The organism is Salinisphaera sp. LB1 (assembly GCF_003177035.1).
In the GTDB taxonomy this organism is placed as follows: domain Bacteria; phylum Pseudomonadota; class Gammaproteobacteria; order Nevskiales; family Salinisphaeraceae; genus Salinisphaera.
The window spans coordinates 329,979-351,111 of the sequence record NZ_CP029488.1; the positions used below are offsets into that span (position 1 = coordinate 329,979).

Annotated in this window: 21 protein-coding genes and 1 tRNA gene; 12 read left to right on the forward strand and 10 right to left on the reverse strand. The window is 65.4% G+C overall.

Going from position 1 to position 21,133, the window contains the following annotated elements; all coding sequences use genetic code 11:
• Nucleotides 1-39 precede the first annotated feature (39 nt).
• From pth to SALB1_RS01460, 7 genes are all read right to left on the reverse strand, one after another.
• On the reverse strand, nucleotides 40-621 hold the full coding sequence (pth, locus tag SALB1_RS01430) for an aminoacyl-tRNA hydrolase (RefSeq protein WP_109992232.1): 582 nt from the start codon (nucleotides 619-621) through the stop codon (nucleotides 40-42).
• Between the two features lie 38 nt (nucleotides 622-659).
• Entirely contained in the window at nucleotides 660-1,373 is a 714-nt protein-coding gene (locus SALB1_RS01435) for a 50S ribosomal protein L25/general stress protein Ctc (protein ID WP_109992233.1), read from the reverse strand.
• Between the two features lie 190 nt (nucleotides 1,374-1,563).
• Nucleotides 1,564-2,523 (reverse strand): ribose-phosphate diphosphokinase, encoded by a 960-nt coding sequence (locus SALB1_RS01440; RefSeq protein ID WP_179950700.1) that lies wholly within the window; start codon nucleotides 2,521-2,523, stop codon nucleotides 1,564-1,566.
• A gap of 191 nt (nucleotides 2,524-2,714) precedes the next feature.
• Nucleotides 2,715-2,789 (reverse strand) — tRNA-Gln (locus SALB1_RS01445).
• Between the two features lie 652 nt (nucleotides 2,790-3,441).
• Complete coding sequence (locus SALB1_RS01450) at nucleotides 3,442-4,614, reverse strand: MFS transporter (protein ID WP_255414470.1); 1,173 nt, start codon at nucleotides 4,612-4,614, stop codon at nucleotides 3,442-3,444.
• 20 nt (nucleotides 4,615-4,634) lie between these two features.
• Nucleotides 4,635-5,267 (reverse strand): lipoprotein insertase outer membrane protein LolB, encoded by a 633-nt coding sequence (gene lolB, locus SALB1_RS01455; protein WP_109992235.1) that lies wholly within the window; start codon nucleotides 5,265-5,267, stop codon nucleotides 4,635-4,637.
• Nucleotides 5,264-6,973, reverse strand: a complete 1,710-nt coding sequence (locus SALB1_RS01460) for a tetratricopeptide repeat protein (protein ID WP_109992236.1) — start codon at nucleotides 6,971-6,973, stop codon at nucleotides 5,264-5,266. The genes lolB and SALB1_RS01460 overlap by 4 nt, the downstream gene beginning before the upstream one ends.
• A gap of 78 nt (nucleotides 6,974-7,051) precedes the next feature.
• On the opposite strand from SALB1_RS01460, the gene hemA reads away from it, so the two are divergent.
• The 6 genes from hemA (at nucleotide 7,052) to SALB1_RS01490 (ending at nucleotide 12,430) form a co-directional block, all read left to right on the forward strand.
• Complete coding sequence (hemA, locus tag SALB1_RS01465; RefSeq protein WP_109992237.1) at nucleotides 7,052-8,356, forward strand: glutamyl-tRNA reductase; 1,305 nt, start codon at nucleotides 7,052-7,054, stop codon at nucleotides 8,354-8,356.
• A gap of 10 nt (nucleotides 8,357-8,366) precedes the next feature.
• Nucleotides 8,367-9,452: a peptide chain release factor 1 gene (gene prfA, locus SALB1_RS01470; protein ID WP_109992238.1), complete on the forward strand. Its 1,086-nt coding sequence runs from the start codon at nucleotides 8,367-8,369 to the stop codon at nucleotides 9,450-9,452.
• A gap of 16 nt (nucleotides 9,453-9,468) precedes the next feature.
• Complete coding sequence (prmC, locus tag SALB1_RS01475) at nucleotides 9,469-10,314, forward strand: peptide chain release factor N(5)-glutamine methyltransferase (RefSeq protein WP_109992239.1); 846 nt, start codon at nucleotides 9,469-9,471, stop codon at nucleotides 10,312-10,314.
• A complete protein-coding gene (locus SALB1_RS01480) occupies nucleotides 10,311-11,165 on the forward strand; it encodes a PEP-CTERM sorting domain-containing protein (RefSeq protein ID WP_158590575.1) in 855 nt (284 codons plus the stop codon). The genes prmC and SALB1_RS01480 overlap by 4 nt, the downstream gene beginning before the upstream one ends.
• Nucleotides 11,166-11,318: 153 nt before the next feature.
• Nucleotides 11,319-11,747 (forward strand): hypothetical protein, encoded by a 429-nt coding sequence (locus SALB1_RS18635; protein WP_145961213.1) that lies wholly within the window; start codon nucleotides 11,319-11,321, stop codon nucleotides 11,745-11,747.
• Nucleotides 11,744-12,430 carry a PEP-CTERM sorting domain-containing protein gene (locus tag SALB1_RS01490; RefSeq protein WP_158590576.1) on the forward strand — a complete coding sequence of 229 codons (687 nt, stop codon included), beginning with the start codon at nucleotides 11,744-11,746 and terminating at the stop codon, nucleotides 12,428-12,430. Before SALB1_RS18635 ends, SALB1_RS01490 begins: the two co-directional genes overlap by 4 nt.
• 83 nt (nucleotides 12,431-12,513) lie before the next feature.
• Here SALB1_RS01490 and SALB1_RS01495 read toward each other — a convergent pair whose 3' ends face one another.
• On the reverse strand, nucleotides 12,514-13,524 hold the full coding sequence (locus tag SALB1_RS01495) for an isocitrate dehydrogenase (RefSeq protein ID WP_109992243.1): 1,011 nt from the start codon (nucleotides 13,522-13,524) through the stop codon (nucleotides 12,514-12,516).
• 279 nt (nucleotides 13,525-13,803) lie between these two features.
• Between SALB1_RS01495 and SALB1_RS01500 the strand changes: the two genes are divergently transcribed.
• The 6 genes from SALB1_RS01500 (at nucleotide 13,804) to wrbA (ending at nucleotide 19,253) form a co-directional block, all read left to right on the forward strand.
• The gene (locus tag SALB1_RS01500) at nucleotides 13,804-14,331 is read left to right on the forward strand and encodes a murein L,D-transpeptidase family protein (RefSeq protein WP_199678647.1); all 528 of its coding nucleotides are present in this window, start codon (nucleotides 13,804-13,806) and stop codon (nucleotides 14,329-14,331) included.
• Nucleotides 14,328-15,365 carry a cation transporter gene (locus SALB1_RS01505; RefSeq protein ID WP_145961214.1) on the forward strand — a complete coding sequence of 346 codons (1,038 nt, stop codon included), beginning with the start codon at nucleotides 14,328-14,330 and terminating at the stop codon, nucleotides 15,363-15,365. Before SALB1_RS01500 ends, SALB1_RS01505 begins: the two co-directional genes overlap by 4 nt.
• Entirely contained in the window at nucleotides 15,366-15,854 is a 489-nt protein-coding gene (locus SALB1_RS01510) for a Mov34/MPN/PAD-1 family protein (RefSeq protein WP_109992246.1), read from the forward strand.
• Between the two features lie 108 nt (nucleotides 15,855-15,962).
• Nucleotides 15,963-17,669 (forward strand): proline--tRNA ligase, encoded by a 1,707-nt coding sequence (locus SALB1_RS01515; protein WP_109992247.1) that lies wholly within the window; start codon nucleotides 15,963-15,965, stop codon nucleotides 17,667-17,669.
• 428 nt (nucleotides 17,670-18,097) lie between these two features.
• Nucleotides 18,098-18,580 (forward strand): transglycosylase SLT domain-containing protein, encoded by a 483-nt coding sequence (locus SALB1_RS01520; protein ID WP_255414471.1) that lies wholly within the window; start codon nucleotides 18,098-18,100, stop codon nucleotides 18,578-18,580.
• Nucleotides 18,581-18,647: 67 nt separating this feature from the next.
• On the forward strand, nucleotides 18,648-19,253 hold the full coding sequence (gene wrbA, locus SALB1_RS01525; RefSeq protein ID WP_109992249.1) for an NAD(P)H:quinone oxidoreductase: 606 nt from the start codon (nucleotides 18,648-18,650) through the stop codon (nucleotides 19,251-19,253).
• Between the two features lie 4 nt (nucleotides 19,254-19,257).
• Here wrbA and hda read toward each other — a convergent pair whose 3' ends face one another.
• Together hda and SALB1_RS01535 are read right to left on the reverse strand one after the other, a co-directional pair.
• Complete coding sequence (gene hda, locus SALB1_RS01530; protein ID WP_158590577.1) at nucleotides 19,258-19,950, reverse strand: DnaA regulatory inactivator Hda; 693 nt, start codon at nucleotides 19,948-19,950, stop codon at nucleotides 19,258-19,260.
• Nucleotides 19,951-20,064: 114 nt separating this feature from the next.
• Nucleotides 20,065-21,111 carry an AI-2E family transporter gene (locus tag SALB1_RS01535; protein WP_109992251.1) on the reverse strand — a complete coding sequence of 349 codons (1,047 nt, stop codon included), beginning with the start codon at nucleotides 21,109-21,111 and terminating at the stop codon, nucleotides 20,065-20,067.
• Between the last annotated feature and the right edge of the window lie 22 nt (nucleotides 21,112-21,133).

Genomic DNA, 21,133 nt, shown 5'->3' on the forward strand with positions numbered 1-21,133 from the left:
TACCTCGTGAGCGCCCGCGAAGTCGCGGACGGAATCGAATCAGGGCTTGCGGGAGTTGAGCTGCTGGGCGCCGCGATTCCAGCCGGACTCGATGATTGTTTCCACCGCGTCGACGCCCGCCTCGATGGCGGCCTCGATTGCAGCCTGATCATCGGCCGACGGCGTACCCAGAACGTGCGACAACACGCCAGAGGCATGGCCCGGGTGACCGATGCCGATGCGCAGACGCCGATAGCCGGGGCCGATCACGCGATGGGTATCGCGCAGGCCATTGTGGCCGCCGTGGCCACCGCCATCCTTGAGCCGGGCCACGCCCGGTGGCAGGTCGAGTTCGTCGTGTACGACCAGCAATTCGGCAGGCTCGATCTTGTGAAATGCCATCAGCGGCTGGATGGCCTCGCCGCTGACGTTCATGAAGGTCATCGGCTTGAGCAGCCAGAGCGTCTCGCCCGCGCGTTTGGCGCGCGCGAGATCGCCCTTGAACTTCTTCTCCGGCGAAAAGACAAGGCCCCAGCGCTCGGCCAGCCGATCCGCCAGCCAGAAACCGGCATTGTGCCGGTCGCGGGCATGATCGGCGCCGGGATTGCCCAGGGCCACGAGCGCGCGGATGCGTTCACTCATCGGTCATTCGATGCGCTCCAACAGCCGCGGGACAACGATCAGCTGTTGTCCGCGTCGCCCTCTTCCTTGCCTTCCTCGTCGGCGTCTTGGTCCTCGGCCTCGGCCGCGTCGGCCGCCGCTTCGGCTTCTGCCTCGGCCTCGTCCTCGGCTTCCAGCTCTACTGCGGCGCGCGGCACCTGGACGGAGACCACGGTCAGATCGTTCTGCTCTTCCTCGTCGCCCATCAGATCGACGATCTGGACGCCGTTCGGCAGCACCAGCTGCGACAGATGCACCGCATCGTGCAGATGCAGGTTGCGGCAATCGACCTCGAGATACTCCGGCAGGTCGCGCGGCAGGCACTCGATCTCGATGTCATTCATGTTGTGCTGGATGACGCCGGCTTCGTCGACCACACCCGGGCATTCCTCTTCGCCCACGAAGTGCAGCGGCACACTCATGCGCAGCGCCTCGCCCGCGACGATGCGCAGGAAATCGGCATGCTCGACGAACGGCTTGGCCGGGTGGCGCTGCAGGTCGCGCAGCACGACCTCTTCCGCCTGAGCGCCGTCGATGTTGATCTTGATGATGTGCGAGAAAAACGCCTCGTTGTCCAGATGATGGACCAGGTCGTTGTGGTTGAACGACAGCATCACCGGGTCGCCGTTACCGCCATAGATGATGGCCGGCACGCGACCGGTCTTGCGCAGGCGCTTGTTCTCGGCCCGGCCGGTGGCATTGCGTTTTTCCGCGTTGAGCTCGAAAGCTTCCATATCGATTCGCTCCAGCTAGCTTGTCTGGCCGCTGGCGTTGGGTTGCGGCCGGTTACAGTCGATGGTCGAACGGCGCAACGATTGTTCCGCCGGGATTAAAAGACCGCGTAGTATACGCGCTTCGTCGCCGATTGCACGAGGCGCACGGTAAAAATTGTATCGGCGGCGGCACTGGCCGCCGAAATCGACGCTAGTCGACGTACAGCGTCGACACCGATTCCTCGGCCGACACGCGCCGGATCGTCTCGGCCAGCAGCGGCGCGATATGCAGTTGCCGGATCTTGGGACAGGCCGAGGCCTCTTCCGACAACGGGATCGTGTCGGTGACCACCAGCTCGTCGAGACGGGAATCGCGAATATTCTCCACCGCCTTGCCGGATAGCACCGGATGCGTCACGTAGGCTCGCACCTTGGTCGCGCCTTGATCCTTGAGCGCGTTGGCCGCCTGGCAAAGCGTGCCGGCGGTATCCACCAGATCGTCGACCATGATACAGCTCTTGCCCGCCACGTCGCCGATGATGTTCATGATCTTGGCTTCGTTGGCCTTGGGCCGGCGCTTGTCGATGATCGCCAGGTCCGCCTCGTCAAGGCGTTTGGCCAGCGCCCGGGCGCGGACCACGCCGCCCACGTCGGGCGACACCACGATCAGGTTGTCGCTGCGTTCCTTCTGGCGCCAGATGTCGCCCAGCAGCACCGGCGAGGCATAGATGTTGTCCACCGGCATGTCGAAGAAGCCCTGGATCTGATCGGCGTGCAGATCGACCGTGAGCACGCGGTCGGTGCCCACCGCGCCCAGCAGGCTGGCCGCCACCTTGGCCGAGATCGGCACGCGCGCGCTGCGTGGGCGGCGATCCTGGCGCGCATAACCAAAATACGGCATGACCGCGGTGATACGCCCGGCGGATGCGCGATGCAGCGCATCGATCATCATCAGCAGTTCCATGAGCGTGTCGTTGGTCGGCTGACAGGTCGACTGCACCACGAACACATCGCGGCCGCGTACGTTCTCTTCGATCTCGACCTGGCATTCGCCGTCCGAGAATCGTCCAACGCTGGCCTTGCCCATCGGCAACCTGAGATAGCCCGCCACATCGCGCGCCAACGCCGGGTTGGCGTTGCCGGTGAAGACCATCAATCGGGAGTCCGCCATGGATTGCCGCCGTTTTTGTCGAAATTGGCTGGGGCGGCAGGGTTATTCGGATGCTTGCGCATCCTCACCCTTCGGGCCCGTGTCGCTTCGCGACACGATTCGATCGCGCTGTCGCGCGACCGTCGAACCTTGCAGGATGCTCATCCTGCCGCCCCAACTGTCTGTTGTGTCCGCTCACGCGAACGTCTAATTGGCTGGGGCGGCAGGATTCGAACCTGCGGTACACGGGATCAAAACCCGATGCCTTACCGCTTGGCTACGCCCCAGTAAAATCACAACGGCAACCCGGACAGGGGGTCACCGTTCAATCAGAACGCCGAGTATTCTGTTTTGCAACCCTACCCGTGTCAATTTAGAAAGAATGCTTCCGGGCGGCAGGATTATTCGGATTCTCACGCATCCTCACCCTACGGGCCCGTGGCGCTGAAGCGCCCCGGTTCGCCCTCGCATACGAGGGCGTCGAACCTGCCGTACACGGGATCGCTTGTCACCAACAGGCCGATTCCTTACCGCAGGGCTACGCCCCATTCAAATCAGTGTCCCAATCGCCCATCGCGCGCATTGCGCAGACGAGAGCGGCGTATTCTCTTGGCTTGACCTGAGCCTGTCAATTTCAGGCACAGCACAAACAAACGACAGCCACGAGAAAACTTCCGGGCGGCAGGATTATTCGGATGCTCACGCATCCTCACCCTGCGGGCCCGTCGCGCTGAAGCGCCGCGGTTCGCCCGCGCATGCGAGGGCGTCGAACCTGCGGCAGGCGGGATCGCTTGTCACCAACAGGCCGATGCCTTACCGCCTGGCCGCGCCCGCTCAAACCGCGGCCGGTGACGCGAACGTCAATGCCTGCTCATTCAGCGGCTGCGTATTCCCTGGCCGACCCGAGCACTGGCCATTGCGCGTGCCGCCGCGTCTCGATCAACGCGCGCGAGCGCGTCGCGGCACCCAGACCGCCAGCACGGCCGCGGCGAGTGCGGCACCCGCGGCCAGCAGGAAACCGGCCGAAGCGCCCGCCGCCTCGATCAACGGCCCCAGGCCGATCACGGCCACCGCGCCCAGCGCGTTAGCCAGCCCCAGTGCCAAGCCGGAGCCGAACGAACGATTCTCGGGCAGCACATCCTGCGCGATCAGGATAGTGAGCGGCAGCGTGGCGAACAGGGCGATGCCGAGCATCGCGGTGAGCCCCCACAGCCACAGCCCGCCCGCGAAGGCCAGCGCCGCCGTGCATAACGCACTGACCAGCATGGTGCCGATCAGCAACACCCGTGAGCCGAGCCGGTCGGCAAGCCAGCCGCCGCTGAGATTGCCGATCACGCCGACCACCAGGAGCACCGTGATCAGGCTGGCGCCCGCGGTGAGCGATCCACCGTTGGCCGACCACATCAGCGGCAACAGCGTGACCGCAGCAAAGATCACGAACGCGCGCAGCGCGCAGAACACGACGAGACGCGACAGGGCGCCGATGTGCCGGCGCCAGGCGATCGGCGCGGCATCCAGGGAACACCGTGGCAACGCGGGTGCGCAACGCGCCAGCAGGAAAACACTGGCGAAACCGGGCAAGGCCAGCAAGGCCAGCCAGTGCAACCCGCCCCACACCACGCACAGCCCCGCCAGCACTGGCCAGACACCGCGCCCGATCTCGCCGCCGACAAGAAACACAGACATGGCCAGGCCCTGGCGCGTCTGCGCCAGTCGACGCACGCCCGCCAGGGCCTGGGGATGAAACATCGCGTTCGAGACACCGATCAGCACGAGCACGGCGATCAGCGCGGCCGGGCTGGCCACCCATCCCACCAGGCCGGCACCGAGCGACGAGCCCACCAGCCCAACGAGGCTCAATGCGCGCCCGCCGATCCGGTCGCCAACCAGGCCCACAAACGGTTGCAGACCCTGCCCGACCAGCAGCGCGGCCATCAGTGTTCCGGCCAGCGCCACCGGCAGGTGAAGCCCGATCAGGATCGCGGGCAGTACGCCCGGGAGGAAGTTCGCCGCGCCGTCGTTGACGAAGTGCGACCAACTCATGCCCGCCAGGCGAAGCGGTGGGCTCGCAGCCGGGCGCGCGGCCATGGGGGCGGTGGTATCGGAGGACATCGATGGATGCGGCGCGCGGGTCAGCCCGCGTTGTTACTTGAGGCGTTCAGGTCGAACCAGCGATCGACGATCAGACGAATACGCGTATCACCGTTATCCAACACCACACGTTTGGGCAGCGGCACGGGCGCGCCGGCCGGCGTGGTGTAGTCGAGATACGACACGGTCCAGCCATCCTGGGTCAGGGAACGCAGTCGACCCTGGGCGTCGACCGAAATACGCTGGTAATCGCCGGGCGCCGGCATGCCCTTGGCCCAATAGCTCAGCGGCTTGAGCGGGAACGACCAGCCCAGCGCCTTCTTCACCAGGGCGTCCGGGTCGCTGGTCTCGAAATGCTTGCCATCGTCGGTGTCGATGACCACATGATTGAGCGTGCCCTTGGCCCGCATACCACCGGCGCCGAGCGGGCCGGCCAGACGCACATTGAACTTCGGCGCGCGTTCGCGCCAGCTCAGGTTGCCGGTCCAGCCCAGCAACTGCCCGGTGGCAACCCGTCCCTGCAGCGACCAGTCGGAGAAATGGTCGAGCGTGTTCTGGCGCGCCTGCCAGGCCTTGGCATTGGCCACGCCGGCCTCGCTCGGCGCCGGTTTGTGGATGATCGCGCAACCGCCCAGCAGCGCGATTCCCAGCATCGCGAATACGAGTTTCTTCATGAAGTCAGCCGTTCGATCGTCTGCTTGAGCACCTTGTTGTCGGGGTGCTTGGCCTGCGCTTTATGCCATATCCGGCGCGCGGCGTCGTGGTCGCCCTGCTGCCAGCGCACTGCGCCGAGATGGGCCGCGATCTCCGGGTCGGAACTGCCCTTGTAGGCTTGCTCCAGATGCTTGCGCGCCGAAGCCAGATGCCCCCGCTTGTATTCCACCCAGCCCAGGCTATCCAGCACGGCCGGATCCCCGGGATCGGCTTGCAACGACTTGCGGATATAGCGCTCGGCCCGGGCGTAATCAGTGCTGTGGTTGGTCAGCATGTAGCCCAACGCATTGAGTGCTTCGGGGTTGTCGGCGTCTTGCGACAGGATATGCTTGAGATCGGCCTCGGCAGCGTCGACCCGGCCGAGTTTGGCGTAGGCCAGCGAACGGGCGTAGAGCAGATCGGTGTCGTCGGGCGCATTCTTGAGCGCGGCATCGTAGACCGCCAGCGCTTTCTTCGGCTGCCCGGCGTCGACCAGCAGACCGCCTTCCACCGCGTGCAGCTTCGTACTCCGGTCCGGATATGCATCGGCCATTTGATGCAACTGATCCCGCGCGCCGTCGAGATTGCCCTGCTCGTAGGTGAGCTGCGCGATGCGCACACCGGCGGCGAACTGGTGATCGCCATCGCTGACCTTCCGGTACCAGTCGATCGCCTTGGCGTCGTGCTGGCGCCTCTCGGCGACCACACCCCGATAGAAGGCCGCGTCGTCACTGTGTGCGCCGGATTTGTAGAGCTGCTCGAACTGTGTGGCCGCGGTATCGAGATCGCCCTGCGACAGCGCCACCAGACCCAGCCCGTAGCGCGCCTCGGCGAAATCGCCGTCGATTGCCACCGCCTGCTTGAACGCCGTCAGCCCTTTACTGTCGTTACCGGCCTGGAGGAGCATGCGCCCGAGCGCGACGTGGTACTCGGCGCGCTGTCGATCACTGCCCTTGAGCGCGGCCACGCGCCGAACCGCGGCCTCGAGCTTGCCCTGCCGGACCGCGATCGCGGCGCGCAACAGGCTGGCCTCGGACCAATCGGGCGCGTCCGCGACGGCCTTGTCCGCGGCCGACGCGGCGGTGTCGATATGGTTGTAGTTCAGCGCCAGGCGGCCCAGTGCATACTGCGCGGCTGCCTGTTTGGGATGAGCGGCGGCGAGCCTGGACATGGTATCGAGGGCCATATTGGCCTGGTCCGGCTGGTCACTCAGGATCCGGGCCAGGGCCTGATAACCGTCGCGCGGCGAATCGGCACTCGCGACCAGTTGCGGCGCAAAAGCCTCAACGCCCTGCGGGTCCTTGTTGACGAATGCCAGCCGAACCGCCGCCTGCTGCGCCCGGCGGTCCTTCGGCGCCGCCCGCGCCCAGACTCTGGCGGCCCGGTAGGCCAGATCCTGGCGATTCGCGGCCAGTGCGATCTGCGTCGCACGCTGGGCCAGCGCCGAGTCCTGCGAATAGGAAAGCGCCTTCACATAGGCCTTGGCCGCGCCCTGCGTGTCGCCGTCGAGCAGCGAGAGCTCGCCAACCATCACCTGATAATCCAGGGCGGCCTCGGGGGCACGGGCCAGTTGATCGATATCGCTGACCGGCGCTGTGCGCGTATCGTCCGTGGCGGCGACGGCCGACGTGTCAAAGGCGCCGAATCCGAGTACGCTCGCCAGCCCGACGACGGCCCACGCCCGCACCCGATCTCGATAGTTTGCGCACCCAGACTTTGCCATATGAATATCCCAGAACTATCGAGCGCACGGTAGAATAGACCCATGTCGCTGCTGACCGTGGGCCTCAATCACCATACCGCGCCGCTGTCGATACGCGAAGCGGTCGCGTTCCCGGCGGATCAGTTTGCCAGCGCGTTGGATGATTTTCTGCACCTGCCGCAGATTCGCGAAGGTGCGATCCTGTCGACCTGTAATCGTACCGAGTTGTACGCCATCGTCGACGAAGAGGCGAACCCTGCCGACGATGGCGGCTTGCGCGAATGGCTCTGTCGCCAGCGCGGGCTTGAGCCGGAGGCCCTGTCCGGCTGTTTCTACGTGCATCACGGGCGCGAGGTCGTGCGCCACAGTCTGCGCGTTGCCTCCGGTCTGGACTCGATGATTCTCGGCGAGCCACAGATCCTTGGACAGATGAAGGACGCCTATCGTTCCGCCCAGGCGGCACGTGGCGCCGGCCCACTTCTCACACGGCTGTTCGAGCACAGCTTCACCGTGGCCAAGGCCGTGCGCAGCGGGACCGAGATCGGCGCCAACCCGGTGTCGGTAGCTTATGCCGGGGTATCGCTGGCACGCCAGATCTTTACCGACGTCAGCGCGTCGTCCGCGATGATGATCGGCGCCGGCGAGATGATCGAACTCACCGCGCGTTATCTGTCCGAGATCGGCGTGTCGCGCATGATTTTCGCCAATCGCAGCCTGAATCGGGCGCAGGAGCTGGCCAGCCGCTACCACGGCTATGCCATCGGGCTGGCCGACATCCCCCGGCATCTGGCCGAAGCGGACCTGCTGATCTCCTCGACCGCAGCACCAGGCTATCTCGTGCGCGCCAAGGAGCTCAAAGGCGCGCTCAAGCAGCGCCGGCGCAAGCCGATGTTCGTACTGGATCTGGCGGTGCCGCGCGACATCGAGCCGGCCTCGGCCAAGTTCGAGGACATCTATCTCTACTCGGTCGACGACTTGCAGAGCGTGATCGACGATAACAAGCGCTCGCGGGCGGCGGCGGCCGAGCAGGCGGACGAGATCATCGAATCCCGTATCAACGAATATCTCGAATGGGTCGACTCGCGCCGCGCAACCGCTACAATCCGCGCCATGCGCGACGCGGCGGAGGGCCGCCGGGCCGAAGTCATGGCCCAGGCCCGGCGGCGACTGGCGCGCGGCGAGGATGCCGAAGCGGTGCTGGAGTTCGTCTCGCGCCGGCTGACCAATAAACTGATGCACGAACCGAGCGCGGTGCTGCGCAAGGCGGCCGGCGCCCGCCAGCAGCGTCTGCTCGGCCCGGCGCGTGAACTGTTCGGGCTGACCGACCACGACGCCGACCCCACGAACCGAAACGACGACTCAGCATGAAGGCCTGTCTATGAAGGATTCCCTGCGCGCGAAACTCGAGGAGCTGGTCGAACGCCATGAAGATCTGGCGCATTCGATGTCGGACCCCGACATCATCAACGACCAGAACAAGTTCCGTCGCATGTCGCAGGAGTACGCCCAGCTCGAATCGCTGGCGGCGGATTATCGCGCCTGGCGCGAGCTGAACGACGAAATCGCCGATCTCGAGGAAATGGAAGGGGCCGACGAGGCCGAACTGCGCGAGATGGCCGAGGCCGAACTGGCTGACGCCCGAGAGCGGCTGAATGGTCTGGAGGCCGATCTGCGCCGCCACCTGATCCCGAAGGACCCCAACGACAACGCGAACCTCTATCTGGAAATCCGCGCCGGCACGGGCGGCGACGAGGCCGCACTGTTCGCCGGCGACCTGATGCGCATGTATTCGACCTACGCCGAGAAACAGGGCTGGCAGGTCGAGATCCTGTCGGAATCGCACGGCGAGCACGGCGGCTACAAGGAAGTGATCTCGCGCCTGATCGGCACCGGCGCATTCTCGCGGCTCAAGTTCGAATCCGGCGCCCATCGCGTGCAGCGCGTGCCGGCCACCGAGTCCCAGGGCCGCATTCACACCTCGGCCTGCACCGTGGCCGTGCTGCCGGAACAGGACGAGATCGCCGACATCAAGATCGACCCCAGCGACCTGCGCGTGGATACCTTCCGTGCCCAGGGTGCCGGCGGGCAGCACATCAACAAGACCGACTCCGCGATCCGCATCACGCATATCCCCACCGGCGTGGTGGTCGAGTGTCAGCAAGAGCGCTCGCAGCACAAGAACCGGGCCCGGGCCATGAGTCTGCTGCAGACCAAGCTGCTCACCGCCGAACAGGACAAGCAGGCCAGCGAGCAGGCCGCCACCCGTAAGCGACTCGTGGGCAGCGGCGACCGTTCCGAGCGCATCCGCACCTATAATTTCCCGCAGGGGCGGGTCACCGACCACCGCATCAACCTGACGCTCTACAAGCTCGAGGATGTGATCGCGGGCGATCTGGACGAAATCATCGACGCGCTGACCAGCGAGTATCAGGCCGATCTGCTGGCCGAAATGGGCGCGGCCTGAGCGCGCCGGCACGCAGATGACCGACGCGCCCACGCTGGACGGGTTACGCCGGGCCGTCGCCGGACGCCTGCGCGCGATCAGCGACAGCCCCGATCTCGATGCACGCCGCTTGATCGAGGCGATCACGGGCCTTAACGGCGCGCGGCTGATCATCGAGGGCAACAGGCCGGTCGAACCGGGGGTCGCCGCACGCCTAGACACCGCCGTCGCACGCCGGCTGGCCGGCGAACCGCTGGCCTACATCGTCGGCCAGATCGGCTTTCACGAACTCGATCTCCGGGTCACGCCCGACGTGCTGGTGCCACGCCCGGATACCGAAACGCTGGTCGAGGCGGTTCTTAGCCGCCTACCCGGGCAGGCCGCATTGCACATCGCCGACCTCGGCACCGGCAGCGGCGCGATCGCGCTGGCGCTCGCCCATGCCCGGCCGCGCTGGCAACTGCTAGCCACCGACGCCCACGCCAACGCCCTGACCGTGGCCCGCCGCAATGCCGAACGCCTGGGCGTGCCCAATGTGGCCTTCGCCGAGGGCGACTGGTACGACGCGCTGGCCGGCGCGCGTTTTGACGCGATCGTGTCCAATCCGCCCTACATCGACCCGGCCGACCCGCATCTGGACGACCCGGCACTGCGCCACGAACCCCGCCACGCGCTCGTGGCGCAGGCTCATGGCCTGGCCGATATCGTGCAAATAACCACCGGCGCCCGCACGCATCTGCGCCCCGGCGGCGCCCTGTTCGTCGAGCATGGCCATACGCAGGGCGCCGATGTGCGCCGGCTATTCGCTGCCGCCGCACTTATCGATGTGGAAACCCTGCCGGATATGGCCGGCCATGCGCGGGTCACGCTCGGCCATGCGTGATTGTCGGAGACTCTGACCCATATATTGCTCGCGGCGGCCCATATGTCGAGTTTCCTTACACATTACATCAATCCATCGCGCAAGGCTATGAATTAAAACACTATTTTTTCTGGCACGGTTCTGGCTTGTATGGCCACGACAATATCCCTCAAAGGATCAGCGTGCATAAGCAGAAAATAACAATCTTCGCATCAGCAATCGCCGCCCTGGCGATCAGTGGTACCGCGGGCGCCACCGTCATCAGCTATGATTCCAACCCCACGACCACCACTCACGGCGTGCCGCCGACCACCCAGGTCGCCGGCGCCACGGTCATTGACTTCGAGAATCAAAGTTGCGCGCCGGCGACGTGCTCTGGTGACTACGAAATCACCAATCAACCGTCTTCAAGTACACCGGCACACTACGCCAGGCCGGCCACCGATGATAACGGGAGCGGGCGCGATTTATCGTATTTTCTGGCCGTTCCGTCCGCCAACCACAGTGGTTCGGCGACGATCAATCTGGGCAGTGGCAACCACTACTTCGGGCTGCTGTGGGGTTCGATCGATAGCTACAACAAGCTAACGTTCCAGTTAGACGCCACGAACAAGTCCGAGACCTACAGCGGCAAGTATCTCCTCGCGTCGCATCCGGCAACTGTTAATCGGGGGAAGCCCACGAGGTATGTGAACTTCTTCCAGCTTCCGGCCTTCCACGCCGTGACACTGTCCAGCTCGTACTACGCTTTCGAGAGCGATAACCTGGCCTACTCCGACGTGCCGGAGCCGGGCAATCTGGTGCTGTTCGGCCTTGGGGCGCTCGCCCTGTTGGTCGGCTTCCGTGGCCGCTTCTCGGGTCGCTCGTCCTAGCCGACCGTCTCGACCGAGACATCCCCGCCCGGCTTTATGCCCGGCGGGGATTTTTATTTTCATACGGCCCGACTATCCGCCGCTACAGGCGTTAGATAATGGCGGCGTCGGCAGAATCCTGGCGCACTGGCTGGCGCGCGTTTTGACGCGATCGTGTCCAACCCGCCCTCCATCGACCCAGCCCTGCGCCATGAGCCCCGCCATGCGCTGGTGGCGCGGGGTCATGGTCTCGCCCATATCGCGCAAATGACCGCCGGCGCCCGCACGCATCTGCGCCCCGGCGGCGCCCTGTTCGTCGAACATGGCCATTCGGAGAGCGCCGCTGTGCGCCGGCTATTCGCCGACGCCGCACTCGTGGATAGCGAAACCCTGCCCGATCTGGCCGGCTGCCCACGGGTGACGCTCGGCCGTGCGCGACTGCCGGAAACCCTGACACCTCTACCGCCCGGGGCGGGATATATGTCGACTTTCCTTACGCCGCCGATCGCGGCCCGTTTCCATCCCCATGAATTAAGTGGCTATTTTTTTTGGCACGGTTCTGGCTTGTTATATCTCGGCAACATCCACCGGAGGCCACCGTGAATAAGCAGAAAAAATTGATCTTCGCATCGGCAATCGCCGCCCTGGCGATCAGCGGTACCGCGGGGGCGACCGTCATCAATTATGGCTCGCAACTCGACAGCAACAGCGTGCCGACCACCAACGTCGCCAGCGCCACCGTTCTTACCTTCGAAAGCGGCTCGTGCGCACCGGCCAGTTGTTCCGGCAGCAACTACGCCATCGTCGATGGCAGCACGAACGGCCATAACGCAGCGCCGGGCACGCCGACGGCCGGGGCCGGAACTCAAGATACCACCAAGTATCTGACGGTACCGGAAAATCTGTCGACCAAACCGCAATCCACCACCATCAGCGTTGGCAGTGGCAACCACTACTTCGGGCTGCTCTGGGGTTCGATCGATACCTACAATACGCTGACGTTCCTGTTGGACGACGGCACAAACCTGTCCTACACCGGCACCGACATCATCACCCCGGAGCCGGCCAACGGCAATCAGACGGCCGCCTCGACCAATAGCTACGTGAACTTCTTCCAGCTGCCGGCCTTCAACGCCGTGACACTGGCCAGTACACGTTACGCGTTCGAAAGCGACAACCTGGCCTACTCCGACGTGCCGGAGCCGGGCAATCTGGTACTGTTCGGCCTTGGGGCGCTCGCCCTGCTGGTCGGCTTCCGTCGCCGCTTCTCGGGTCGCTCGTCCTAGCCGACCGTCTCGACCAAGACATCCCCGCCCGGCTGTAAGGCCCGGCGGGGATTTTTATTTTTATACGGTCAGCATAGCCGCCGCTACAGGCGTTCGATAATGGCGTCGGCAAAGCACTGAGTGGAGCCTTCGCCCCCAATATCCGGTGTGGTGCGGTCGTGGTCGGCCATGGCCCCGCGCACCGCCTTGCGGATTCGCTCGGCCTGGTCGCCCCGATCGAGATGATCGAGCATGAGTGCCGCGGCCAGGATCACCGAGGTCGGGTTGGCGATGCCCTGGCCGGCGATATCCGGCGCGCTGCCGTGCACGGCCTCGAACATCGCGCAGTCGTCGCCGATATTAGCCCCCGGCGCCAAACCAAGGCCGCCCACCAGGCCGGCACACAGATCCGAGATGATGTCGCCGAACAGGTTGGTGGTGACGATGACATCGAATTTCTCCGGCGCCATGACAAGCTTCATTGCGCAGGCATCGACGATGACTTCCTCGTATTCGAGATCGTCGTATTCGCCAGCTATCTCGCGGCCGACCTTCAGGAACAGCCCCGAGGTGGATTTCATGATGTTGGCCTTGTGCGCCAGCGTGACCTTCCTACGGCCGCGTGCCCGGGCCATGTCGAAGGCAAAACGCACGATCTGTTCCGACTGCTCGCGCGTGACCACCGACAACGCCTCGGCGCGGTTGCCGTCCGCGGACACCGTCTGGCCTTCGCCCGAGTACATGCCGCCCTTGTTCTCGCGCACGGTGATGATATCGAGATCGTGATAGCGGGACTGGGTGCCGGGCAGGCTGAGCGTAGGCCGGACATTGGCATACAGATCGAACTGCTTGCGCATGGCGACGTTCACCGAGCTATAGCCCTCGCCCACCGGCGTGGTGACCGGCCCCTTGAGCACCAGGCCGGTGCGCTCGATCGATTCCACCGCGCCTTTCGGTAGCGGATCGCTTTGCCCGGCGTCCAGGGCCGCCTGGCCGACCTCGACGTATTCGCGCTCGAAATCGACATCCAGTGCATCGAGCACCTTCAGCGCGGCGTCGACGATATCGGGCCCGATACCATCGCCCTTGATGACCGTAAGCGGAGTGCTCGCCATGATTCGTCCCCTGGATTGGTAGCCTCGGGCGGCGCGTTGGTCGCCCCGGTGGTCGATGCTTGTGGCATTCTAGGCGCTGTAGCGATTTCATACGAGCCCGCCCTCCGCGGTTGGATGCCGGCATGCGCCGCGAGTACGAATACGCGATAGGCGACCGCTAACCGTTATCTGGGCCGCTGTGACAAACGCTTGCCCGCGCGAAGTGTACGAACCGGCGGATAGGGCTTGATGGGAATGGTCGCGCTACGATCGACGGGAGGTTTGTCGAGGATGATGTCGGTGTTTTTACGAGGGGCGGCGGCACTACTCATGGTCGTCGGTTTTCTGCTCGCGGCCAGCCTGCCCGGAGCAGCCCGTGCCACCATCTCCAGTACCGTCAACAACCCGCCGAACGGCGAGGCCGATCTCGTGGTGGTGATGAAATCCGAGCGCGAACTCTATCTCTACCGGCACGGCCTGATCATCGCCCAGTATCCGATCGCGCTCGGCCTCGACCCGATCGGCACCAAACGCAGGCGCGGCGACGACAAGACGCCGATCGGCGCCTACACGCTGGACTGGCGCAACCCGAACAGCGAGTTCCATCGCTCGATTCACATCTCCTATCCGGACCCTTCCGATCGCGCCCATGCAGCCGCGCTCGGCGTCGCGCCCGGCAACAACATCATGATCCACGGCCAGCCCGACTACGATGACCGCCCGCGCACCGGCGACTGGACGCATGGCTGCATCGCGGTGTCCAACCGCGCGATCAATCAGATCTGGGCCCATGTGCCGGTCGGCACCCCGATCCACATTTATCCGTGACCGAACACTCCCGGTCACAACCACGCCGGCCCGGCCAGTTGCCGGCCGAAAAAAAAGAGCAACTCAAGACCGCGCGTTACCAGGAATGGGGCACCCTGGTGCTGCGCATGACCGTGGTCGGGGTGCTGTATGCCGCCCTCGGCTGGAGCCAGGCCCTGCATGCCGTCTGGCTCAAGAGCCTGTGGTCGCTGCTGCCGCCGATCGCGTTCCTGCTCGCCGTCAGGGTCGAGTCCTGGCCGCCTACGCGACGCTTTCCCTATGGCTTCTACCGCGCCGGCAGCATTGCTTTTTTAACCTCGGGCCTGGCGCTGACCTGCATGGGCGGCTATCTCGTCGTCGCTGGCGCGCGATCGCTGATCGCGCATCACCAGCCCAGCCTGCACACGATCGATGCCGTCGGCGGGCCGACCCACTGGACCGGCTGGTGGATTATCGCCGCGCTGGCCTACAGCGTGGCCGTGCCCTGGATCATCGGCCAGCGCCGTCGGCAGCTGGCAATCGAACTGCACGACAAGGGCCTGTATGCCGATGCCTCGATGGGCCGGGTGAACTGGCTGGCCGGCAGCGCTGCCATCATCGGTGTGCTCGGTATCGGGTTCGGGATCTGGTGGCTGGACTTCGCGGCCGCACTCGTCATCGGGCTCGATATCACCTGGCACGGCGTGCGCCATGCCTACACCGCGGTGTGCGATCTCATCGACGAAATCCCGCGACGGATCGGCAGCAGCGAACTCGACCCGCTCGGCGCGCGAATCCGCGACGACCTGCGCGCACGCGACTGGGTCCGCGACGCGCGGGTGCGGCTGCGCGAGGAAGGCCGCCTGCTGACCGGTGTCGCGCTGATCTGCCCGCAGGAGGACAACGCCTCGCTGGCGCATTTCGAGGCCGCGCGCGAGGCGATCGAGGCGATGGACTGGCGCCTGCTCGATTTTCAGCTCGTGCCAGTCTGCGGTGCGACCTTTGAGCGCTATAGCATCGATGCCCAGGGAGATGCCCGGGGGCGATCTGGCCCCGAACGGGCCCAGCCTCGCTGAATGCGAAACAATCGCCGCGACAAGACACGGGCCGGGCCCCTGACCCTGCCGGAGCGGCTCGGTGACACATTGCTCGAGGAAGCACGCCGCGCACCGGGCATCGAGCTTTGCGGCCTGATTGCCAGCGGGGGCGACGCCACCGTGGTTCGCTATGCAATCGCCAACCGCGCCGCGCGCGCCGCCGATCGGTTCGACATGGACCCGGCCGACCAGATCGCCGCGTTCAAGCGCATGCGCGAACGCCGCGAAACGCTGATCGCCATCTATCACTCGCACCCGGTCGGCGAGGCCGAACCGTCGATTCACGACCAGCGCGGCCACAGCTATCCCGAGGCCGTGGCCGTGATCGTGGCCCCGGCGGCGCGCTCGGGCGACATGATCCGGGCCTGGGATCTGGCAAACGAGGTGCCGCTCGAACGGCCGATCGAGTGGACCGGCGGCCGTTGGCATTCGGCCACGCGGGGACACAAACCGGCGCCGGGGTCGTGAGACGGCGCCATCGTGGGCGCTTGAACGCCGGCCGGAATGGCACGACAACCGCCCGCGGCGGGCGGATTTTTGTAGAATCGCAGACTGGATCAACCGACGGCATTGTTCATGCGCCTTTCCGCTTTCGCCCTGGCCACCACCAAGGAGACGCCGGCCGACGCCGAGATCGTCTCTCATCAGCTGATGCTGCGCGCCGGCATGATCCGGCGCCTCGGCGCCGGCCTCTACAGCTGGTCGCCGCTGGGTATGCGCGTACTGCGCCGGGTCGAGGCCATCATCCGGGCCGAAATGGAGGCCATCGGCGCGCTGGAAATGCTCATGCCTGCGATCCAGCCCGCCGAACTCTGGCGTGAATCCGGCCGCTGGGACGCCATGGGCGGGCTGATGCTGCGCATGACCGACCGCGCCGAGCGCGAATACTGCTTCGGCCCCACGCATGAAGAAGTCATCACCGACTACGTCAAGCGCGACGTGCGCAGCTACAAGCAACTGCCGGTGACCTACTACCAGATCCAGACCAAGTTCCGCGACGAGATCCGTCCGCGCTTCGGCCTGATGCGGGCACGCGAATTCATCATGAAGGATGCTTATTCCTTCCATATGGACGCCGCCGATCTGGCCCGCGAATACCGCGCCATGCGCGGCGCCTACCGCGCGATCCTGGACCGCATGGGACTCGATTACCGCGTGGTGGCCGCGGACTCCGGCGACATCGGTGGCGCCAAGTCGGAGGAGTTCCATGTGCTGGCATTGTCCGGCGAAGATGAGCTGGCGGTCTCCACCGATGGCGTCTACGCCGCCAATATCGAGGCCGCCGCCACGGTCATGGCCGAGGGCGAGCGGGCCGCACCCACTGGCGAACTGAAAAAGATCGAGACGCCGGATGTGACCACCATCGCCGGCCTGGCCGAGTTCATGGGGGTGCCGGAATCGGCAACCGCCAAATCGATCGTGGTGATGGGTGAATCGGGCGACCCGGTGCTGCTCATGCTGCGCGGCGATCATCGCCTGAACGAAATCAAGGCCGAAAACGTGCCAGGTATCGCCGCGCCGCTGACCATGGCGGATGAGGCGACCATCCGCGCGCATTTCGGGGCCGGCCCCGGCTCGATCGGCCCGGTGAACACCCATGTCGAGGTCATTGCCGACTTCGCCCTGGCGCATGCCGCCGACCTGGTCGTAGGCGCGAACTACGACGGCGCCCACTTCATCCACTTCAACTGGGGCCGCGATCATCCCGAACCGCGCTTCGCCGACCTGCGCAACGTCATGGCGGGTGACGCCAGCCCGACCGGCAGCGGCACGCTGGAAATCCTGCGCGGCATCGAGGTCGGCCATGTCTTCCAGCTCGGCGACAAGTACAGCCGGACACTGGATCTGACCGTGCTGGATGAATCCGGCAACGCGGTGGTACCGGAAATGGGCTGCTACGGCTTTGGCGTCTCGCGCATTGTCGCCGCGGCGATCGAGCAGTGCCACGACGAGGCCGGCATCTGCTGGCCGCAGGCCATCGCCCCGTTCGATCTGGTGATCATTCCGATCAAGGCCGACAAGTCGGCCGCCGTGCGCGAGGCCTGCGAAACGCTCTATACCGAGCTCAAGGCGGCCGGCGTGGACGTGGCCTACGACGACCGCGGCCTGCGCCCCGGCCCCATGTTCGCCGACGCCGAGCTGATCGGCATCCCGCATCGCATCGTGGTGTCGGAGCGCGGCCTGGAATCCGGCAAACTGGAATACAAGGGCCGGCGCGACGCCGAATCCGGCGAGATCGCACACGATGTCGCGGCCATCAAGGCGCGGGTGCAAAGTGTTTAGTCAGGGGTAGCCGGGCGTTTCATCGAAGCCGGCGTCGGCGAACGGCCATGAATGTAAAGCGATCCGCAAATGAACGCGTAATCGACGCAAAATGATCCGTCGACGTGTCTTGTACTCGCATGCATCGACGTTTATTGGCGGACTGCTTTGCTCTTTCAAAGCGGTCGAAGTTTTTTAACGGGCATCGCGCCCACGTTATTTGCATCGCCACGATGGGGAGAAAGGGCCTCGGATACTTGATCGCTGGACAGGCCACGGGGCGTCTGACCGGTGCGCCATACCCGGCCGAATTATCTTGTTTGCGTCGTTTTGTGTTCATTCGCGGACTGATTTCGTGTTTGCCGGCCGCCGTCCTGGCTGGCCTCGCGATTTTCAGCGCGCCAGCCGCTTTGGGCGCGGCCGCGGTGCCGGCGCACATGCAGCCGGGTATGCGCTCCGCGCTGAAGAAGGCGGTGGCCGATTCCAGGGGCTTCAAGAATCGCTTCGATGCAGAAGTCTGGCTGGTGGACATGTCGCACCGGCTGGCCCCGCGCGTGCCGGATGTCCAGCGTCGGCTGAATTTGCTGCGCGATGTGCATGCGGCGGCCACCGCCGCCGGGCTGTCGCCGCAATGGGTGCTCGCGCTGATTCAGGTCGAATCCGGCTTCAAGCGCTTCGCGCTGTCGTCCGCTGGCGCCGAAGGCTTGATGCAGATCATGCCGTTCTGGCGCCACGAGATCGGCGCGCCGGACGATAACCTGTTCGATCGCGCGACCAATCTCCGCTATGGCTGCGCGATCCTCTCCTATGACCTGAAGCTCGAGCACGGCAATCTCACGCGTGCCCTGGCGCGCTACAACGGCAGCCTGGGCCAGCTCTGGTATCCACTGCGGGTCGAGAATGCGCTAAGCCGGAACTGGCGGATTCCGTGAGCGCGACTGGACACCGGCTGCGCCGGGCAACAGCATGACCCTCCATCGAACTCGCAACGGCCAAGTCATGACCCGGGACATCCTCATCATCTACTACAGTCGCAACGGCGCGACCGAACAACTGGCCAACGAAGTCGCCCGCGGCGTCGCGCGCATCGACGGCATGGGCGCGCGGGTACGCACCGTCCCGCGTGTCTCGCCCACCACCGCGGCGACGGATCCCGAAGTACCGACGTCCGGCGCGCCCTATGTCGACCCCGACGATCTGGAGGATTGCGCCGGCCTGATCCTCGGCTCGCCGACGCGTTTCGGCAACATGGCGGCCCCGCTCAAGTACTTCATCGACACATTATCCGGCCAGTGGCTGTCGGGCACGCTGGCCGGCAAACCGGGCGCGGTGTTTACCTCCACCGGGAGCCTGCACGGCGGACAGGAAACCACACTGATGTCGATGATGCTGCCGCTCATCCACCACGGCATGCTGATTACCGGGCTGACCTACACCGCCGACGATCTGCTCGCCGAGACCGATTCCGGCGGCACGCCGTATGGCGCCAGCCACGTCGCCGGCATGCTGGGCGACAAACCACTCACGGAGATCGAGAAGAAACTCGCACGCAATCTCGGCGCCCGGGTGGCCGACGTGGCCCGGCGCTTGTCCCGCCAGGCGTGAGGGCTCAGCCGTAGCCCAGCGCCTGCTTGACGAAGGGAATCGTCAGCCGACGGTGAGCGGCCAGCGAGGCGCGATCCAGAGTGTCGAGCATGGCCATCAGTTCCGGCACCCCGGCCTCGCCGTGCCGTATCAACCAGCGGGCGGTCGCCTCCGGCATATCCATGCCGCGCTGTTCGGCCCGTCGAATCAAAAGTTCGCGCTTGTCGTCGTCGTCCAGCGCGCGGCAGACCACCACCCCGCCCCAGCCCAGCCGGCTGGCCAGATCGGGCAGGGCCAGCCCGAGCTCGCGCGGCACGGCCGAACCGGCGGCGAGCAGACGACTACCCCGCGATCGCAGCTGGTCGGACAGGCCCAGCAGTGCGATCTCGGCGTCGCGGTCGCCGGCGATGGCATCCACGTCGTCGACGCAGACACAGTCCATGTCGGCCAGCCCTTCAAGCAGCGAGCCGATCGGCTCACGGACCTGGGCCAGCGGCAGATAGACGCTGCGCCGTCCGGCGTCGCCGATCGCCCGGCACGCCGCCTGCAGCAGATGGGTCTTGCCGCAGTTCGCCGGCCCGGCCACGAACAATCGCTCGCTGCGTCCGTCCACGACCTCGGCCACCGCGGCCTTGGCATCGGCGTTGGTGTGGCCGACGAAGGCCGACAATGTCGCCGAAGCCGGCAGCTGAACACCGAGAACGAGCTGTACGGGCATACGAACCTGACATGGATGGATCGACGCCGCGCCCCCTGCGCGACGATGCGCTAGCATGCCGGTATGACCAGCCGCGGGCAACCGCGCGGCGCGACAGCCCAGGCCAACAGGCGCCTATTCCTGAAGGTACAGGCGGCTTGCCCGCCAGCGTCGGCCGGCGTAGCGCACGATCACCGCGATGGTCGCGGCCGTGGGCAGCGCCAGCAACACGCCGATGAAGCCGAACAGCTGCCCGCCGGCCAGCACGGCAAAGATGACCCAGACCGGATGCAGGCCGATCGCTTCGCCCAGCATGAGCGGCGTCAGCACCATCTGCTCCATGAGCTGGCCGATACTGAACACCAGCGCCACCCAGATCAGCTGATAGGGGTCGCCGGTCTGCACCAGCATCGCCACACTCGCCATGCACACGCCGGAGATGACGCCGACATAGGGTACGAAACTGATCAATCCGGCGCCCAGCCCGATCACCAGGGCCAGATCCAGCCCGGCCAACCACAGGCCGACGATATAAATCGTGCCCAGCACCAGCATCACCAGCGCCTGGCCCCGCAGGAAATGGCCGAGCACGTCGTCGGTCTCGCGCGCGAGCTCGGTGATGGTGGCTTCGTAGCGCCGCGGCAGCTGGGCACGAATGAACCCGGTCATGCGATCCCAGTCGCGCAGCAGGTAGAACATGATCACGGGCACGAGCAACAGGTTGATCGCCCACGACAAAAGCGTCGTTCCGGACGAAAACGCTTTCTTGGCGATCGCTGAGGCAAAACCGCCAGCGCTGCCCCAGTTGTTGGCGATGAGTTGACGGATGGAATCCGCGTCGATCCCGCCGACCCCCGGGGCCAGACGCCGGATCCAGGGGTTGAAGGCATGCTGTGCCCAGTCCAGATAGCGTGGCAGGCTGCGCACGAGCGTATCGAACTGCGCCTGCAGGATCGGCAACAGCAGGAAGACCAGGAGCGCGAATAACAGAATCATGGCGGCGAACACCACGATCACGCCGAGCGTACGATTGAGCCGCAGGCGTTCCAGACGATCGACGATCGGGTCGCAGACATAAGCCAGTCCGGCGCCGAGCACGAACGGCAACAGCATGCCGTGCAGCAGCACGATAACCAGAACGAGCCCCGCCACGCCGATCAGGGCGAGTGTGCGTCCACGCATTTCTGTCAGCTATCGCCTTCGG

Coding starts and splice junctions, on each gene's coding strand:
- pth (WP_109992232.1), bottom strand. CDS start 621: ATGAGTGAACGCATCCGCGCGCTCGTGGCCCTGGGCAATCCCGGCGCC.
- SALB1_RS01435 (WP_109992233.1), bottom strand. CDS start 1,373: ATGGAAGCTTTCGAGCTCAACGCGGAAAAACGCAATGCCACCGGCCGG.
- SALB1_RS01440 (WP_179950700.1), bottom strand. CDS start 2,523: ATGGCGGACTCCCGATTGATGGTCTTCACCGGCAACGCCAACCCGGCG.
- SALB1_RS01450 (WP_255414470.1), bottom strand. CDS start 4,614: ATGTCCTCCGATACCACCGCCCCCATGGCCGCGCGCCCGGCTGCGAGC.
- lolB (WP_109992235.1), bottom strand. CDS start 5,267: ATGAAGAAACTCGTATTCGCGATGCTGGGAATCGCGCTGCTGGGCGGT.
- hemA (WP_109992237.1), top strand. CDS start 7,052: ATGTCGCTGCTGACCGTGGGCCTCAATCACCATACCGCGCCGCTGTCG.
- prfA (WP_109992238.1), top strand. CDS start 8,367: ATGAAGGATTCCCTGCGCGCGAAACTCGAGGAGCTGGTCGAACGCCAT.
- prmC (WP_109992239.1), top strand. CDS start 9,469: ATGACCGACGCGCCCACGCTGGACGGGTTACGCCGGGCCGTCGCCGGA.
- SALB1_RS01495 (WP_109992243.1), bottom strand. CDS start 13,524: ATGGCGAGCACTCCGCTTACGGTCATCAAGGGCGATGGTATCGGGCCC.
- SALB1_RS01510 (WP_109992246.1), top strand. CDS start 15,366: ATGCGAAACAATCGCCGCGACAAGACACGGGCCGGGCCCCTGACCCTG.
- SALB1_RS01515 (WP_109992247.1), top strand. CDS start 15,963: ATGCGCCTTTCCGCTTTCGCCCTGGCCACCACCAAGGAGACGCCGGCC.
- SALB1_RS01520 (WP_255414471.1), top strand. CDS start 18,098: ATGCGCTCCGCGCTGAAGAAGGCGGTGGCCGATTCCAGGGGCTTCAAG.
- wrbA (WP_109992249.1), top strand. CDS start 18,648: ATGACCCGGGACATCCTCATCATCTACTACAGTCGCAACGGCGCGACC.
- hda (WP_158590577.1), bottom strand. CDS start 19,950: ATGCCCGTACAGCTCGTTCTCGGTGTTCAGCTGCCGGCTTCGGCGACA.
- SALB1_RS01535 (WP_109992251.1), bottom strand. CDS start 21,111: ATGCGTGGACGCACACTCGCCCTGATCGGCGTGGCGGGGCTCGTTCTG.